Source organism: Pseudomonas sp. AC229 (genome assembly GCF_979254655.1).
Genome location: NZ_CEEDHK010000006.1, coordinates 75,109 through 91,009, shown reverse-complemented (window position 1 = coordinate 91,009; position 15,901 = coordinate 75,109). Strand labels below are relative to the sequence as shown.

At 60.6% G+C, this 15,901-nt stretch carries 15 protein-coding genes; 11 read left to right on the top strand and 4 right to left on the bottom strand.

Going from position 1 to position 15,901, the window contains the following annotated elements; genetic code table 11:
• Positions 1 to 23: 23 nt before the first annotated feature.
• Positions 24 to 2,858 (bottom strand): DNA polymerase I, encoded by a 2,835-nt coding sequence (gene polA / locus AC0IW7_RS10035; RefSeq protein WP_471817575.1) that lies wholly within the window; start codon positions 2,856 to 2,858, stop codon positions 24 to 26.
• A 180-nt stretch (positions 2,859 to 3,038) separates the two neighbouring features.
• On the opposite strand from polA, the gene AC0IW7_RS10030 reads away from it, so the two are divergent.
• Both AC0IW7_RS10030 and AC0IW7_RS10025 read left to right on the top strand, forming a co-directional pair.
• Complete coding sequence (locus AC0IW7_RS10030; RefSeq protein WP_122492242.1) at positions 3,039 to 3,326, top strand: DUF2782 domain-containing protein; 288 nt, start codon at positions 3,039 to 3,041, stop codon at positions 3,324 to 3,326.
• Between the two features lie 46 nt (positions 3,327 to 3,372).
• Positions 3,373 to 4,323 carry a homoserine kinase gene (locus AC0IW7_RS10025; RefSeq protein WP_471817574.1) on the top strand — a complete coding sequence of 317 codons (951 nt, stop codon included), beginning with the start codon at positions 3,373 to 3,375 and terminating at the stop codon, positions 4,321 to 4,323.
• 1 nt (position 4,324) lies between these two features.
• Here the strand turns inward: AC0IW7_RS10025 and znuA are convergent, their stop codons facing one another.
• Entirely contained in the window at positions 4,325 to 5,248 is a 924-nt protein-coding gene (znuA, locus tag AC0IW7_RS10020) for a zinc ABC transporter substrate-binding protein ZnuA (RefSeq protein WP_471817573.1), read from the bottom strand.
• 64 nt (positions 5,249 to 5,312) lie between these two features.
• On the opposite strand from znuA, the gene AC0IW7_RS10015 reads away from it, so the two are divergent.
• The 7 genes from AC0IW7_RS10015 to AC0IW7_RS09985 all read left to right on the top strand — a co-directional run bounded on the left by AC0IW7_RS10015 (position 5,313) and on the right by AC0IW7_RS09985 (position 11,076).
• Positions 5,313 to 5,798 (top strand): Fur family transcriptional regulator, encoded by a 486-nt coding sequence (locus tag AC0IW7_RS10015; protein ID WP_122492239.1) that lies wholly within the window; start codon positions 5,313 to 5,315, stop codon positions 5,796 to 5,798.
• Entirely contained in the window at positions 5,795 to 6,607 is an 813-nt protein-coding gene (znuC, locus tag AC0IW7_RS10010) for a zinc ABC transporter ATP-binding protein ZnuC (protein WP_471817571.1), read from the top strand. The genes AC0IW7_RS10015 and znuC overlap by 4 nt, the downstream gene beginning before the upstream one ends.
• Positions 6,600 to 7,388 (top strand): zinc ABC transporter permease subunit ZnuB, encoded by a 789-nt coding sequence (gene znuB / locus AC0IW7_RS10005; RefSeq protein ID WP_463540573.1) that lies wholly within the window; start codon positions 6,600 to 6,602, stop codon positions 7,386 to 7,388. The genes znuC and znuB overlap by 8 nt, the downstream gene beginning before the upstream one ends.
• Before the next feature lie 71 nt (positions 7,389 to 7,459).
• Complete coding sequence (locus AC0IW7_RS10000; RefSeq protein WP_471817569.1) at positions 7,460 to 8,326, top strand: PA5502 family lipoprotein; 867 nt, start codon at positions 7,460 to 7,462, stop codon at positions 8,324 to 8,326.
• A 211-nt stretch (positions 8,327 to 8,537) separates the two neighbouring features.
• Positions 8,538 to 9,545, top strand: a complete 1,008-nt coding sequence (locus AC0IW7_RS09995; protein ID WP_471817567.1) for a methionine ABC transporter ATP-binding protein — start codon at positions 8,538 to 8,540, stop codon at positions 9,543 to 9,545.
• A complete protein-coding gene (locus AC0IW7_RS09990; protein ID WP_463540570.1) occupies positions 9,545 to 10,210 on the top strand; it encodes a methionine ABC transporter permease in 666 nt (221 codons plus the stop codon). Before AC0IW7_RS09995 ends, AC0IW7_RS09990 begins: the two co-directional genes overlap by 1 nt.
• A 95-nt stretch (positions 10,211 to 10,305) precedes the next feature.
• A complete protein-coding gene (locus AC0IW7_RS09985; protein ID WP_463550994.1) occupies positions 10,306 to 11,076 on the top strand; it encodes a MetQ/NlpA family ABC transporter substrate-binding protein in 771 nt (256 codons plus the stop codon).
• Between the two features lie 100 nt (positions 11,077 to 11,176).
• On the opposite strand, the gene AC0IW7_RS09980 is transcribed toward AC0IW7_RS09985, so the two are convergent.
• Together AC0IW7_RS09980 and AC0IW7_RS09975 are read right to left on the bottom strand one after the other, a co-directional pair.
• Complete coding sequence (locus tag AC0IW7_RS09980) at positions 11,177 to 12,331, bottom strand: Fic family protein (RefSeq protein ID WP_471817565.1); 1,155 nt, start codon at positions 12,329 to 12,331, stop codon at positions 11,177 to 11,179.
• 285 nt (positions 12,332 to 12,616) lie between these two features.
• On the bottom strand, positions 12,617 to 13,219 hold the full coding sequence (locus tag AC0IW7_RS09975) for a TetR/AcrR family transcriptional regulator (protein WP_471817563.1): 603 nt from the start codon (positions 13,217 to 13,219) through the stop codon (positions 12,617 to 12,619).
• A gap of 131 nt (positions 13,220 to 13,350) precedes the next feature.
• Between AC0IW7_RS09975 and AC0IW7_RS09970 the strand changes: the two genes are divergently transcribed.
• Both AC0IW7_RS09970 and AC0IW7_RS09965 read left to right on the top strand, forming a co-directional pair.
• Positions 13,351 to 14,583 (top strand): serine hydrolase domain-containing protein, encoded by a 1,233-nt coding sequence (locus AC0IW7_RS09970; RefSeq protein WP_471817561.1) that lies wholly within the window; start codon positions 13,351 to 13,353, stop codon positions 14,581 to 14,583.
• Between the two features lie 18 nt (positions 14,584 to 14,601).
• On the top strand, positions 14,602 to 15,705 hold the full coding sequence (locus tag AC0IW7_RS09965) for an extracellular solute-binding protein (protein ID WP_471817559.1): 1,104 nt from the start codon (positions 14,602 to 14,604) through the stop codon (positions 15,703 to 15,705).
• The last annotated feature ends 196 nt before the right edge of the window (positions 15,706 to 15,901 follow it).

The window sequence follows — 15,901 nt, the reverse complement described above, 5'->3', positions numbered from 1 at the left end:
GAAAAATGCCCAAGACGCCCTTTCTAGTGCGCTTCGTCCCAGTTAGCGCCGGTTCCGACCTCAACCAACAGCGGCACATCCAGTTCAGCGGCTTCGCTCATGCGCTGGCGAATTTCCGCGCTCACGGTGTCGACCAGGTCTTCGCGCACTTCGAGCACCAATTCGTCGTGCACTTGCAGAATAACTTTGGCATCCAGCCCCGATTCCGTAAGCCAGTTATCCACCTTCACCATCGCCCGTTTAATGATGTCGGCCGCGGTGCCCTGCATCGGCGCGTTGATCGCCGTGCGCTCGGCGCCTTTGCGCAAACCGGCATTTTTGGAGTGGATTTCCGGCAAGTACAAGCGACGCCCAAACAACGTTTCGACATAACCCTGCTCGCTGGCCTGCTCGCGGGTGCGTTCCATGTACGCCAACACGCCCGGGTAACGGGTGAAGTAGCGGTCGATATAGGCCTGCGACTGCTTGCGGTCGACGCCGATCTGCTTGGCCAGGCCAAACGCGCTCATGCCGTAAATCAGGCCGAAGTTAATGGCCTTGGCGCTGCGGCGCTGGTCGATGGTGACCTCTTCCAGTTCGACGCCAAACACTTCCGCTGCGGTGGCGCGGTGTACGTCCAGGTCGTTGCGGAAGGCATGCAACAAGCCTTCGTCTTGAGCCAGGTGCGCCATGATGCGCAGCTCAATTTGCGAATAGTCCGCCGCGAGCAACTGATAACCCGGCGGCGCGATAAAGGCCTGGCGAATGCGGCGCCCTTCCGCCGTACGAATCGGAATGTTCTGCAAGTTCGGATCGGTCGAAGACAGCCGCCCCGTCGCCGTCACCGCCTGATGGTAAGACGTGTGAATACGCCCGGTGCGCGGATTGATCTGTTCCGGCAGGCGGTCGGTGTAGGTGCTTTTTAGCTTGCTCATCGAGCGGTACTGCATCAGCACCTTAGGCAGCGGAAAGTCCTGCTCCGCCAGCTCGGCCAACACGGCTTCCGCAGTGGATGCCTGACCTTTCGCGGTTTTGCTCAGAATCGGCAAGCCAAGCTTTTCGTACAGAATCACGCCCAGCTGTTTGGGCGAGCCCAGGTTAAATTCTTCACCTGCGATGGCAAACGCCTCACGCTCCAGCTGGACCATTTTCTCGCCCAGCTCATGGCTTTGAATGCCGAGCAGATTCGCGTCCACCAGCGCACCGTTGCGTTCGATGCGCGCGAGCACCGGTACCAGCGGCATCTCAATGTCGTTAAGTACCTTGGCAAGAGTCGGCGTTGCTTCCAGTTTTTTCCACAGCGTTTGATGCAGACGCAGGGTGATGTCGGCGTCTTCTGCCGCGTAAGGCCCTGCTTGCTCAAGCGAAATCTGGTCGAACGTCAGCTGCTTGGCGCCTTTGCCGGCAATCTCTTCGAACGCGATGGTGGTGTGATCGAGGTACTTGAGCGCCAGCGCATCCATGTTATGGCGCGTGGCCACCGAGTCGAGCACATAGGATTCGAGCATGCTGTCGAACTTCAGCCCTCGCACATGGATGCCCTGCTCGGGGTCGCCGCCGATGGCGCAGTTCGCCAACACGTTGATGTCGTATTTCGCGTGCTGGCCGACCTTGGCTTTGTGCGGGTCTTCCAGAATCGGTTTGAGCGCGCGCAGCACCGAATCGCGATCAAGCTGGGCCGGTACGCCCATGTACGAATGGGTCAGTGGAATGTAGGCCGCTTCGTTGGGTTGCACGGCGAACGAAAGCCCCACCAGCTGCGACTGCTGAGCATCAAGGCCGGTGGTTTCGGTATCGAAGGCAATCAGGTCGGCCTTGTGCAGTTTTTCCAGCCATACCGCAAAGCGCTCGGCCTCGAGCACGGTTTCGTAATTAGCGCTCACCGCTGGCGCCGGCTCCGTGTCTTCTGCCAACGCGTTTGCTGCGCCCACATTGGCAGGCTCATCGAACAGCCCGCCCGTAAAACCGCCGGAGCGAATGGCGGCAATGTCGGCGGCCTTGGCGTCGCGCGCCAGTTCGTCCAAACCGCTCTTGAATTCCAGTAGGGAATACAGCGCCGCCAGGGCTACGCGGTCTTGCTCGCCGGGGTGCAGGCTTTCGATTTCGATATCCAGCGGCACGTCCAGCTTGATGGTCGCCAACTGATAGGAAAGAAAGGCCATCTCTTTGTGTTCGAGCAGCTTGGCCGGCAACGCTTTGGCGCCGCGAATGGGCAGCTCTGGCACCTTGTCGAGGTTGGCGTAGAGCACGTCGAGGCCGCCACCCACACCCACCAGCAGCCCAACGGCGGTTTTCTCGCCGACGCCGGGCACGCCTGGAATGTTGTCGACCTTGTCACCCATCAGCGCCAGGTAATCGATGATCAGCTCAGGACCGACACCGAATTTCTCCTTAACGCCATCAATGTCGTAGACGCTTCCCGACATGGTGTTGACCAACGTAACGTGCGGGCAAACCAGTTGGGCCATGTCCTTGTCGCCCGTAGAAATAACCACGTCGCGGCCTTGGGCAGCGCATTGCCGGGCCAGCGTACCGATAACGTCATCGGCCTCCACGCCCTCCACGCAAAGCAGCGGATAACCAAGGGCGCGCACGCTGGCATGCAGCGGCTCGATCTGCACGCGAAGGTCATCCGGCATGGACGGGCGATTAGCTTTGTAATCGGCAAACAGCTCGTCGCGAAAGGTGCCGCCCTTCGCGTCGAATACCACCGCAAACGGACTCTGCGGGTACTGCTTGCGCAGGCTTTTCAGCATGTTCAGCACGCCTTTAACGGCGCCGGTGGGCAAGCCTTTGGACGTGGTCAGCGGCGGCAAAGCGTGGAAAGCGCGGTAAAGGTAGGACGAACCGTCTACGAGGACGAGAGGAGTCTGAGACATGCGCGGAATCAACCTATAAGACGGGCCGTGGTGTACGGACAGCTGAAAAATGTAGCGAGCAACGGTGCGTGGGGCAATGTTTGCAGAAGGCCAAGCCGGGGCGTCTGAATGCCACGTCAGTAGTTTCGCGGCGGCCTGTTAGAATGGCCGCACCGTTGACAACAAAGGGACAAGGTTACCATGCGCACTCTTTCTAGCTTACTGCTGGCCGGCTTGCTCGCTGCGGGCTCGCTGAACGCTTACGCCGAAGACGAACCGGTGAGCGGCGATCCGGACGTAACCATCCGCCAGGACGGCGACAAGACCATTCAGGAGTACCGCCAGAACGGTTTCCTGTACGCCATCAAGGTCACGCCCAAAGGCGGCAAGCCCTACTTCCTGGTACGCGCCGATGGCAGCGACGGCAATTTCATCCGCTCCGACAATCCAGACATGCTGATTCCTGCCTGGGAAATCTTCAAATGGTAAGCGGCGCCTAACTCCACCCTCCTTATAAGCAGTTGGCAGGTTCTCGATGTCGGTATTCACCCCCCTCAGCCGTCCTGAGCTGGAAGCTTTTGTAGCGCCTTACGGCCTTGGCCAGTTGCGCGACTTTCAAGGCATCAGCGCCGGCAGCGAGAACAGCAATTTCTTTGTCAGCCTGGAGCAGGGCGAGTTTGTGCTCACCCTCGTAGAACGCGGGCCGATTGGCGATCTGCCGTTTTTCATCGAACTGCTCGACACCCTGCACGACGCTGGGCTGCCGGTGCCCTACGCCCTGCGCACCCGCGATGGCGAGGCGTTGCGCAGCCTGGCCGGCAAACCGGCGCTGCTACAGCCGCGCTTGGCCGGTAAACATGTAGAGCAGCCCAATGCTCACCACTGCGCGGAAGTGGGCACGCTGCTGGCCAACTTGCACAACGCCACGCGCGGCAAGGTACTGGAACGCCGCAGCGACCGTGGACTGGACTGGATGCGAAGCGACGGTGCGCCACTGCTGGCCAAACTCGATATGGCCGACCAAGCGCTGATGGCCGACGCGTTAAAAGACGTTGAAACCCACTACCACGCCATATTCGACCTGCCTCGCGCCAACCTGCACGCTGACCTGTTTCGCGACAACGTGTTGTTCGACGGCACGACGCTGGCGGGTTTGATCGACTTCTACAACGCCTGCTCGGGGCCGATGCTGTATGACGTCGCCATTGCCGTGAATGACTGGTGCTCCAGCGCCACCGGCGAGCTCGACGGCCCGCGCGCCAGGGCGTTGCTCGGTGCGTATGCGGCGCTGCGTCCATTCACGCCGAAAGAAGCGGAGCTGTGGCCCGTGATGCTTCGCGTGGCGTGCCTGCGCTTCTGGATTTCGCGGCTGATCGCAGCCGAATCGTTCGCCGGTCAGGATGTGCTTATCCACAACCCCGACGAGTTCCGCCGTCGCCTGGCGCAGCGCCAGGATGTGCTCCTGTCGCTGCCGTTTGCGCTGTAGCTCACAGCGCTTCCAAGCAACCCGCCAGCTCGTCGCCCAAGGTTTCCAATAGACGCTCATACCCGTGAGCGTCTACCGCGATTTCCTTCCCACCCAATGCGTCCAACTCTGCCAGGCGCACCGGCAAACCGGCGCTCAGCGTGTTGACCAAGCGCGGGCGCAGCGGTGGCTCGCTGAACACGCAAGTTGGTCCGGCTTGCTGCAAACGCTCGCGCATGGCCGCCACGTGCTGGGCGCCCGGCTGCACTTCGCTGGCAATGCTGAATACACCAGCGTGCTTCAGGCCGTAGGCCGATTCGAAGTAATCGAAGGCTTCGTGGAAGACGAAATAAGGCTTGCCCGCCACCCCCGCCACGCGCTGTTTCAGGCGTTGATCCAGCGCGCTTAACCGCTCGGTAAACGCCTTCAGGTTGGCTTGGTACCGCGCCGCGTTGGCCGGGTCCGCTGCGCTGAGATCGGCCGCCATGCGTTCGGCGATCACCCGTGCGTTGGCCGGCAGCAACCACAAGTGCGCATCCAGGCTGCCGGGTTGGTGATCATGGTCGTGCTCATCGGTGTCGCCGCTGTGGCCGGCCTCGTCGACATGGTCATGGCTTTCGCCGAAATGACGCAGGCTTAGGGCTGGCAGGTCTTGCACCGCCACAGTCGGCAAGGTGCGACTCTTCAATACGCGCGGCAGAAAGCTCTCCATGTCGGGGCCGATCCAGTAGAGCAACTGAACCTCAGCCACGCGTCGAACGTCCGAAGGGCGCAGCGCATAGTTATGTGGCGATGCGCCGGGCGGCAGCAACACCTCGGGTGTGCCTACACCGTCTTGCACCGCAGCCGCTATCAGCTGAAGCGGTTTAATGCTGGTGAGAACGCGCACATCGGCGTGGGCGGTTGCGCAAAAAAACAGCAGAAAGATCACAAGGAAACGCGACACGGGAACACACTCGCCGGGAAAAGGGTTATAGAATAACGTCTCTCTCACCAGCCGTCGCCGCCCAATGATCTTTACACCTTTGGCTTCACGTCCCCACGACCATTCCCACTGCGTGCACAACGCCCTCACCGAGGCGGACGCTATCTGCGAGCGCGCCGGTTTGCGCCTTACTGCCTTGCGCCGTCGTGTGCTGGAGCTGGTGTGGCAAAGCCATAAACCGCTGGGTGCGTACGACATTCTCGGCGTGCTGACCGAGCAGGACGGCCGCCGCGCCGCGCCGCCGACCGTGTACCGCGCCCTGGATTTCTTGCTTGAAAACGGCCTGGTGCACCGCATCGCCTCGCTCAACGCCTTCGTCGGCTGCAACCACCCTGCTCACGCGCACCAAGGTCAGTTTTTGATTTGTCGCACCTGTAGCGCTGCCATCGAGCTGTCCAACGACGCCATCAGCCAAGCCATTGTGGCTGGCGCCAGCGACGTGGGCTTCACCGTTGAAAGCCAGACTGTGGAAGTGGTTGGCGTCTGCTCCGGCTGTCAGAAAAAGTCATGAGCGAGGCTTTAATCCGCCTTGATGGCGTCGGCGTCAGTTTTGCCGGTCAGGCCGTGCTCAGCGACGTGCAACTGAGCGTGCAGCCTGGCGAAATCGTCACGCTGATCGGCCCCAACGGCGCAGGCAAAACCACCCTGGTGCGCGCCGTGCTGGGCTTGCTGAAAACCGAGGTGGGCAGCGTCTGGCGCAAGCCTAAACTGCGCATCGGCTATATGCCGCAAAAACTCCACGTTGACCCGACCCTACCGCTCACCGTGCTGCGTTTTTTGCGCCTGGTGCCCAAGGTCGACCGCACTTTAGCGGCGGCCGCGCTGGAAGAAGTGGGCGCCAGCCAGGTGATCGACAGCCCCTTGCAGAGCATCTCCGGCGGCGAACTGCAGCGCGTACTGTTAGCCCGTGCGTTGTTGCGCAAGCCCGAGTTGCTGGTGCTGGACGAACCCGTGCAAGGCGTCGACGTGGCCGGCCAAGCCGATCTGTACCGCTTGATTACCCGTCTGCGCGACCGCCACGGCTGCGGCGTACTGATGGTCTCCCACGATTTGCATCTGGTCATGAGTACCACCGACCAAGTGGTGTGCCTTAACCGCCATGTCTGCTGCTCCGGGCATCCCGAGCAGGTCAGCGGCGATCCGGCCTTCGCCGAGCTGTTCGGAAAGGACGCCCAGGACCTGGCGATTTACCACCACCACCACGACCACGCCCATGACCTCCACGGCGGCGTGGTGACCGACGCGCCCGCCGCAAACGGTTTGCGCATCCATGGTCAGGTGCAGCCGCATGTACACGGAGACGGCTGCAACCATGCCTGATTTCCTCGTTAACGCATTGCTCGCCGGTCTCGCGCTGGCGCTCGTCGCGGGCCCGCTGGGTTCGTTTGTGGTGTGGCGGCGCATGGCCTATTTCGGCGACACGTTGTCCCACGCCGCGCTGCTCGGCGTGGCCCTGGGCTTTTTGCTGGATGTCAGCCCAACCGTGGCGGTCACCGTGGGCTGCGTGCTGCTCGCCCTGTTGTTGCTGACCTTGCAGCAGCGCCAACCGCTGGCCTCCGACACGCTGCTGGGGATTCTGGCGCCGACCACGTTGTCGCTGGGGCTAGTAGTACTGAGCTTTATGCACGATGTGCGCATCGACCTGATGGGCTATCTGTTCGGCGACCTGCTGGCCGTGAGTAGCGCCGACCTCGCCTGGATTCTCGGCGGCAGCGCGTTGGTGCTGGTCGCGTTGACGGTGATGTGGCGGCCGCTGCTGGCGGTCACCGTGCATGAAGAGCTGGCCAAGGTTGAAGGCCTGCCCGTGGCCGGCCTGCGCCTGGCGCTGATGTTGTTGATTGCGGTGGTGATTGCCGTGGCCATGAAAATCGTCGGTGTGTTGTTGATCACCTCGTTGCTGATCATCCCGGCAGCCGCTGCGCAGCGCCATTCGCGCACGCCTGAGCAAATGGCGGGTGGCGCCAGCGTGCTGGGGTTGGTGGCGGTGTGCGCCGGGTTGTCGCTGTCGTGGTTCAAAGACACGCCGGCTGGCCCTTCCATCGTCGTCAGCGCCGCTGCGCTGTTTCTGCTCAGCTTCGCCCTGCCCCGTCGCCACGCCTGAAGCCGCCTGTCGCCCAGGCGCGCCCGGCGGTGTAAACTCGCCGGTTTTTGCGCACCCCGAGACCTGCATAGATGAAGCCGTTCGCCTCCCGTTATCTACCCGTTCTGGCGATTTCTCTGCTGTTAGGCGCATGCCAAAGCGCGGCGCCGAAAGTGGCCAGCCTGCCGCCGGACGAGTTGATCGTGGCCTTCCGCCAAGTGGAACAAAGTCTTAACGACGGTCAGCTTGGCGCTGCTGAAAGCCAGCTCGCCACTATCGCTCCGCGTGCCCAGGGCGACACGCGCCTGGAGCAGTACCAGCGCCAGTTGGCCGATGCTTACCTGAAACAAGGCAACGACGCCCTGCAGCAAGGCGACCTCGACACCGCCACCAAAGCCCTGAGCCACGCCCGCAGCCTGATGCCGCAAGCGCCAGCGCTGACCAAAGGCCTGGATAATTCCATTGCCCAGGCGCGTGCCGCAGAACTCTCGGCCGCTGATCAGGCGCGCGCCCGCGCCGCCGCTCAGACCGCCGCCAAAGAAGCTGCGGAAAAAGCCGAACAAGTACGCCAACAACGCCTGGCCGCCGAGCGCCAAAGCAAAGCCGCCACGGCCACGGCCGAAGTTGCCCCGGCGGCCGAGGCGGTTGTCGCGCCTTCCAAACCCAGCGCGCGCGTCATCAACCCAGGCGCCGCTTCCAGCGTGGTGCCGATGCCCATGCTAGACAACCAAGACAACGAACGTCTGCGCAGCCTGCTTGATGCCGTGGCCGCGGATGTTGTGACCTTCGACTGCGACGTACGCATCGAAGTACGCCAGAACAAGGACTACCCCTGGGTTGCGTCCCTGTTGCTCGCGCGGATCAAGCGCCTCGATCCGAGCTACAGTCCACGCCTGTCTCAAGCCCTCAAGCTGGAGCAAGTGCCGCGCCTGTTGCTCACTCCGCAAGCCAAGGGATGAGGCCAGCGTCCGGCTGGTGTTCCAGGCGGCCGGGCGACAGCGCACTACCTTCCACCGCAGCACCTTCTAGACTGTGGCAACGGTTTCGCTCGCTTAGAGCCGAAAGCTATAACCATAGGATTACAAAGATTTTTGCGGTCTATAGAGCGCCGGCTAGACTAGCGCCACTTATGCCTATCCGGCAGACCGCCAAACCCAAAAGGTTTAACGAGTGATCGACTTTCATCACGTCCACAAGGCGTATCGCGTCAACGGCCGCGACATCGCCGCCTTGCAGCCCACCGACCTGCGCATCGCCAGTGGCGAAGTGTTTGGCATCATCGGCCATTCCGGCGCCGGCAAAAGTACCCTGCTGCGTTTGATCAACCGCTTGGAAGAGCCTTCGGGCGGGCGAATCGAGGTAGACGGCGAAGACGTCACTGGCCTCGACGCCAATGGCCTGCGCCGCTTCCGTCAGCAGGTCGGCATGATCTTTCAGCACTTCAACTTGCTGTCCTCGAAAACCGTGGCCGACAACATTGCCCTGCCGCTGAAGCTGGCGGGCGAGCTGTCTTCCAGTGCCATCGAGCAGCGCGTTAACCAATTGCTTGAGCGTGTCGGCCTCACCGATCACGCCAAGAAGTTTCCGGCGCAGCTGTCGGGCGGTCAGAAGCAACGCGTAGGCATTGCCCGCGCCTTGGCGACGCAGCCAAAAATTCTGCTCTGCGACGAAGCCACCAGCGCCCTCGACCCGCAAACCACCGCCTCGGTGCTGGAATTGCTGGCGCAGATCAACCGCGAACTGAAGCTGACCATTGTGCTCATCACCCACGAAATGGACGTGATCCGACGCGTCTGCGACCGCGTCGCGGTCATGGATGCCGGCGTTATCGTCGAACACGGGCCGGTGACGGACGTGTTCTTGCACCCCAAACACCCGACTACCAAACGGTTCGTGATGGAAGCCGAGCAGATCGACGAAGACGAGCAGCGCGACGACTTCGCCCATGTCAGTGGCCGTATCGTGCGGCTGACGTTCCAGGGCGAGGCAACCTACGCACCGCTGCTGGGCGTGGTCGCGCGCGAAACCGGCGTGGACTACAGCATTCTTGCCGGCCGTATCGACCACATCAAAGACACTCCCTACGGCCAGCTCACCCTGGCATTGACGGGCGGCGATATCGAGGCTGCGCTCGCGCGGTTCGGCACCAGTGATGTGCACTTGGAGGTACTGCGCTAATGGACGCCCTACTCCCTAACGTCGACTGGGCCGAAATCTGGCAAGCGAGCCTGGACACCCTGAGCATGCTCGGCGGTTCGCTGCTGTTTACCGTGGTTCTCGGCCTGCCGCTCGGCGTGCTGTTGTTTCTCACCAGCCCTCGGCAAATGTTCGAACAGAAAGGCTTCTATGCCCTGCTGTCGCTGGTGGTCAACGTGCTGCGCTCGGTGCCCTTCGTCATTCTGCTGATCGTCATGATTCCACTGACCGTGCTGATTACGGGCACCTCGCTAGGCGTGGCCGGGGCCATTCCGCCTCTGGTAGTCGGCGCCACCCCATTCTTCGCGCGCCTGGTGGAAACCGCGCTGCGTGAAGTCGACCGCGGCATTATCGAAGCCACCCAGGCCATGGGCGCGACGACTCGGCAAATTGTCGTCAACGCCCTGCTGCCAGAAGCGCTGCCGGGCATTGTGGCGGCCATTACCGTGACCGCGATTACCTTGGTCTCCTACACCGCGATGTCCGGCCTGATTGGCGGCGGTGGTTTGGGCGACCTGGCCGTACGTTACGGCTACCAGCGTTACCAGCCGGATGTGATGGTGGTTACCGTCATTTTGTTGCTGGTGTTGGTGCAAGTGCTGCAAACCGTTGGCGACAAGCTGGTGGTGCACTTTTCCCGCAAATAGCGCTGCAAAAAATAACTGCAATTCGTTCGAATAAACCGTCACTAAACGAGTGCGGCCACTAGCCGCCAACACTGCATCCCACAAGGAACCCAGAGATGAAAAAACTGCTCGCTGCCCTGGCCACCGTTGCGGCGTTTTCCGCCCACGCCGAAACCCTGACCGTTGCCGCTACCGCCGTGCCCCACGCCGAAATTCTTGAATTCGTGAAGCCAGCCCTGGCCAAAGAAGGCGTAGACCTGCAAGTAAAAGTCTTCACCGACTACGTGCAACCCAACGTACAGGTTGCCGAAAAGCGTCTGGACGCCAACTTCTTCCAGCACCAACCGTACCTGAATGAATTCAACAAAAGCCGCGGCACTCACCTGGTCAGCGTGGTGGGCGTTCACGTCGAACCCTTCGGCGCTTACTCGAGCAAATACAAATCGCTCGACGAGCTGCCACAAGGCGCCACCGTGGTCATCCCCAACGACGCCACCAATGGCGGCCGTGCCCTGCTGCTGCTCGACAAAGCTGGCCTGATCAAGCTCAAAGACACCAAGAACATCCTGGCCACCAGCAAAGACATCAGTGAAAACCCGAAAGGCCTGAAATTCCGCGAACTGGAAGCAGCCACCCTGCCGCGCGTACTGAGCCAAGTTGACCTGGCCCTGATCAACACCAACTACGCGCTGGAAGCCAAGCTCGACCCGAAAAAGGACGCGCTGGTTATCGAAGGCAGCGACTCGCCTTACGTCAACAACCTGGTTGCCCGTGAAGACAACAAAGACTCCGACGGCATCCAGAAACTGGCCAAAGCCCTGCGTACTCCGGAAGTGAAGAAATTCATCGAAGAGAAATACAAAGGCGCCATCGTTCCGGCGTTCTGATGCTCAACGGATGAGTGTTGGGAAATGAAAAAGCCCGCTCGTGATGAGCGGGCTTTTTTGTGGGCGAGAGATTTTGGGTTGTAACCCTGGGGCTACGCGCCTAGGGCGTATCCAGCGGCTCGGGGATAAAGCCTTCTTCACGAAGCGCCTTGATCACACCACGGATTAGAAAGTTGTTTGAGAACCCGATCGTGTAAATCCGCGCCCCGGGACTGCTCGGTACGAGCATTCCTTGGCCCAACAGCTTTCGTATTTGATAGGTACGCTGCCCTGCGGTGAGCGTCGGCATCGCGGCCGCTATATCGCCAGATTTCACCGCCCCCCTCTCGATGGCGACCTCAAGGATCGTGCGCTCGGCTTCGGTAATCCACTCCCGTTCCCGAGCCATAGCCACTGCAGGGCGAAGTATGTGTTTTTTCAGATACCCGTATTGAGTAAGGCGGTCGACCTTTTGTAGCTCCACGCGAATGCCGTCGAGCACATAAGTGCACCAAGCCTCCAACCCGGCCGAAGTCCCTTTGTCGGCGGTTGCCAACATCGTGTAGTACTGCTCGCGGTTGTTACAGAACACCGCCGTTGGGTTGAGGACGCGCCCGCCAGTGCTTACGTTGAAGCCGTACTTGATTAGCAAGGCGTAAGTCAGAAGACGCACCACCCGTCCATTGCCGTTGCTAAATGGATGAATCCAGCCGAAACGGTGGTGAGCGAGCGCCACCTTCATCAAGTCGTATTTTGGCGGGTCGTTTCTGTTGGTGAAGGCGACGAGTTCTTCCATATATTCCGACACCATTACCGCGTCGGGAGGCAGGTGCGCGGACTGGGCGATACGCACCCCAGCGGTCCGGTAAGTGCCGGGCGTTCGGTCTCCCTCTCGCTCCAGGTCGTGCACGGCTATGCTGTGCAGTTCCCGAATTGTTCGCTCGGTCAGCGCCTCTCCTGGAGCCATCACCGTTTCGACGTAGTCCATGGCTTTCTCAATATTCGCCACTTCTCGAAGTTGATCCGTTGCGTCGGCTGACCCTTCTACTTTGCTATCGATGTAATCCGCGAGCGTTGTGTGGTTTCCTTCGATCCGAGCGGAGCCAAGGCTCTCCAGCGTATGGAACAACGACTTCAATTGGAAAAAAACGGACGGCGGCGTGTCACCTTCTAGCCGGAGCCGGCGCAGTTGTTCCAGTTCCATCAGCACATCGGCCAACCCGGAGTCGAAAGAAGGATTTAGCAGCTCCAACGGGTGATGAGAAAACGCGGCCATGTTGAATTATCTCTAAAGCGCTTTTTGATTATCTTTAAAAAAATCGCATGAGCGCCCGAATATCAAGGGGTACAGCGAAATGGCGGGAAGTGATTATCTTAAAAACCTAGTTAAGCTAAGTTAAAAACGCCGCGCAGGGAAGTCGAAATTTCGGTACTGAAGTTCCTCGCTTCGCTCTGCGGCGACCCCCGTCAAACCCATTACGACTTTATTCAGAAGTCACAGAAGGCGAGCTAGGCGATGTCGAACTCCGCTACGTGTTCGGATAGTTGCCGCAGATACCCTTCAAGGCTTCAACCCATCAAACAACGTCTGCGTCATTTGCCGGATGCGCTGCGCGTGGGCGTCGAAGTCGGGCTTGTCGGCTTGCACTAGGCGCATGAACAGCATGGAGCTGTAGTCGTTGAGGAAGTAGGCGACGAAGTCGACGTCGACGCTGGCGCTGAGCATGGTTTTGCCTTGTAGTTCGCGCAGCAAGTTGGCGATTTCGACTATCAGCCCGGCGTTCATGTCGGTGAACTGGCCGGCGGGTTCGTTGAGCAGCCCGAGGGGCAGCAGCTCGCGCCAGATGGCCGGTGGCAAGACGTTTAATTCGTGCCGCACGATTAGCGATTCGAGGTGGCACATGGCGTCCACAGCGTTATCAAAATCGGGAATCTGGGAGCGCGCATCGATGATGGCTTGCTTGTCGGCGTGCTCGACTAGGGCCAGGAGAATTTCCTGTTTGCTGCCGAAATAATTGAATACCGTGGGCGTCGAGACGCCGGCTTGCACCGCGATCTGTTCCACCGTCGTGGCAGCAAAGCCCTGTGTCTCGAAGAGCGCCAACGCCGCCGCGACTATCGCTTCCCTGCGCTGTTCTTTCTGTCGCTGCCGTAATCCCGTCACGCCAAGGTCCCCTGAGCACGCTTTGATAAGTGGCTGATTTTAGGCAAATTTAGATTGCGGTCAATATTTTTAGTTGACTATAAAAATTTATATGAATAAAACATGTCATCGCCAACGACGAGACATGCCCCATGAACAGCGAATTCACCCAGGCTTTATTGGGTGCTTATGAAGACGGTGCGCCGCCCGCTGCGCCTTTGATGCAAGGGTTCCCGCCCGCTGCCGAGCACCGCGTTACGTGGCACAACTTCATGACCCCGCCGCACAACCGGTGGGCGTTTCACAACCTGGGGCGCATCCGCCCGAGTATCACCGTTGAACGCGGCGCGTCGCCGTGTTCGCCGCTGTCGAGTGCGCCGCAGGCCATCGACAACTTCCGCTTCGAAAGCGCTGCGGGTCGACTGGTCACGCTGCAAGAGCATCTGCAAGCCAGTTGCACCGATGGTTGGCTGGTGATGAAAAACGGCGCTGTGGTGCAAGAGCACTACTTCAACGGCCACCAGCCGCACAAACGCCACATCATGTTTTCCGTAACCAAGTCGCTGATCGGCGTGTTGGCCGAAGCCATGGTCGGCTCTGGGCAACTGCGCGACGCCGCCCTGGCCAGCCACTATGTGCCGGAACTCACCGGCAGCGCCTTTGGTGACGCCACGGTGCGCCAACTGTTGGACATGGCTGTCGCCATCGATTACGACGAGGTCTATGACGACCCGCTCTCGGGAAGCTCGCAGTTCGGCTACGCCTGCGGGCTGACCGTGCCGCCGCCCGGCCTCACCGTCAGCCAGTCGCTCTACGAATACCTGCCGGCCACCCGCAAGAACGGCGAACACGGCGGCTTCTTCCATTACGTAACCGCCACCACCGAAGCCCTGGCCTGGGTAATGGAACGGGCCAGCGGGCGCAGCTGCGCCGAACAGTTGCGCGACGTCTGGCAAGGGCTTGGCTGTGAACGCGACGGCTATTTCGTGGCAGACCCGTGGGGTCGCAACGTCGCCGGTGCCGGCTTCAATGCCACGTTACGGGACATGGCGCGCTTCGGCTCGCTGCTGCTGGCCAAGGGCGAGGCGCAGGGGGGTCAACTCATTCCGGCAGCGGCCATCGAGTCGGTGCTGCAAGGCGGCGACCCGGCGATTTACGCCGCCAATGAAAACTTCGCCCTGTGGAGTCCCGGCGCCACCTATAAAAGCCAGTGGTATGTATACCCCCACGAGGCGTTGCTGGCGGTGGGTATTCACGGGCAAATTTTGTATGTCGACTTCGCCCAGCAGGTGGTCATCGTCAAGCAGTCGTCCTTGCCCATTGCCGAGAGCGTGCTGGACGTCGACACCCTGCGCCTCATCCGTTCCCTGGCCCGCGCGTTGTAACCGCTTCGAGGTATTGCCATGAACCACGTGCTGAAAACTTGCTTGATCGGGCTGCTATTCAGCGGCGTTACGGCGGCCGCCAATGCCGAGAAAATGGGTGGCGAGCTGCGGATCTACAACTGGATCGAATACCTGCCCAAAGACGTGCTGCAAGACTTCAAAGACCAGACTGGCATCAGCGTGCTGTACGACGTATTCGACAGCCCGCAAACCTTGGAGGCGAAGCTGCTCACAGGCTCGGCCGGCTACGACGTCGCGTTTCCCAGCAGCAGCCAGTTGCCCAACCTGATCAATGCCAAGGCGCTGCAACCGCTAGACCGCGAGCAATTACCGCATTTCAACCAGCTGGACCCCGCCTTTATGGCGCAGCGTCAGCAACTCGACCCGGGCAGCCGCTACGCCGTGCCCTACCTGTGGGGCAGCACGCTGCTCGGCTACAACAAAGCCAAGGTCGAAGCGGTGCTGGGCAAAGACGTCGACATGCGCGACTACGACCTGCTGTTCAAACCCGAAAACATTGCCAAACTCAGCCAGTGCGGCGTGGCCATCCTCGACAGCCCCGACGAAGTCGTGCCCATCGCCCTTCATTACCTGGGCCTGAACCCCAGCAGCGACAAGCCTGAGGATTACGCCAAGGCCGAAGCGTTGATGAAGTCCATCCGCCCCTACGTGCGCTATTTCAACTCCGCCAAATACCCGCAAGACCTCGCCAATGGCGATATCTGCCTGGCGCTGGGTTGGTCGGGCGGCATGCTGGCGGCGCGCAACATGGCGCTGGCCGCGAACAACGGCATCGACATCCGCATGGCCTTACCGCGCCAGGGCACGCTGCAATGGTCGGATGACATGGTCATCCCCGCCACGGCAAAAAACCTCAAACAGGCCCATGCGTTCATCGACTTCTTGCTGCAACCGGAAGTGATCGCCCGCGTCACCAATCAGATCGGCTACCCCAATCCGAATCCGGCGAGCACGCGGCTGATCAACCCGGAACTGCTGACCGAGAAAAACCTGTTCGTACCCGAGGCCGATCGCCATCTGTTGTTCCAGATCGAGCCGCCGAAAAAGGCCGCGCAGCGTTTGTTAACCCGGCTGTGGAACCGAATTCGGTCCGATGCCTGAGTTCGCGCCGAGCCAAACCCTGCACTGACCCGCTTATTAACCTGCAACGGAGAACGTCACCACCCAACACCTGCAACCTCACCTGCAACGCCGAGCGACGCCCCTTCGTATAAGAAAAATTTTCGACTCGAGCCTTTCGAGCCGGCGGGGTCGTTTTGCCCGAAAAACATAAAAGCGCCCCACAAAGCGCAGCGAT

What these genes read in the sequence shown, in the direction of transcription:
- AC0IW7_RS09985 (WP_463550994.1), top strand. Translation starts at nt 10,306, where the DNA reads ATGAAAAAACTGCTCGCTGCCCTGGCCACCGTTGCGGCGTTTTCCGCC.
- znuC (WP_471817571.1), top strand. Translation starts at nt 5,795, where the DNA reads ATGAGCGAGGCTTTAATCCGCCTTGATGGCGTCGGCGTCAGTTTTGCC.
- AC0IW7_RS09970 (WP_471817561.1), top strand. Translation starts at nt 13,351, where the DNA reads ATGAACAGCGAATTCACCCAGGCTTTATTGGGTGCTTATGAAGACGGT.
- AC0IW7_RS10030 (WP_122492242.1), top strand. Translation starts at nt 3,039, where the DNA reads ATGCGCACTCTTTCTAGCTTACTGCTGGCCGGCTTGCTCGCTGCGGGC.
- AC0IW7_RS09990 (WP_463540570.1), top strand. Translation starts at nt 9,545, where the DNA reads ATGGACGCCCTACTCCCTAACGTCGACTGGGCCGAAATCTGGCAAGCG.
- AC0IW7_RS09980 (WP_471817565.1), bottom strand. Translation starts at nt 12,331, where the DNA reads ATGGCCGCGTTTTCTCATCACCCGTTGGAGCTGCTAAATCCTTCTTTC.
- AC0IW7_RS10015 (WP_122492239.1), top strand. Translation starts at nt 5,313, where the DNA reads ATGATCTTTACACCTTTGGCTTCACGTCCCCACGACCATTCCCACTGC.
- AC0IW7_RS10000 (WP_471817569.1), top strand. Translation starts at nt 7,460, where the DNA reads ATGAAGCCGTTCGCCTCCCGTTATCTACCCGTTCTGGCGATTTCTCTG.
- AC0IW7_RS09965 (WP_471817559.1), top strand. Translation starts at nt 14,602, where the DNA reads ATGAACCACGTGCTGAAAACTTGCTTGATCGGGCTGCTATTCAGCGGC.
- polA (WP_471817575.1), bottom strand. Translation starts at nt 2,858, where the DNA reads ATGTCTCAGACTCCTCTCGTCCTCGTAGACGGTTCGTCCTACCTTTAC.
- AC0IW7_RS10025 (WP_471817574.1), top strand. Translation starts at nt 3,373, where the DNA reads ATGTCGGTATTCACCCCCCTCAGCCGTCCTGAGCTGGAAGCTTTTGTA.
- znuB (WP_463540573.1), top strand. Translation starts at nt 6,600, where the DNA reads ATGCCTGATTTCCTCGTTAACGCATTGCTCGCCGGTCTCGCGCTGGCG.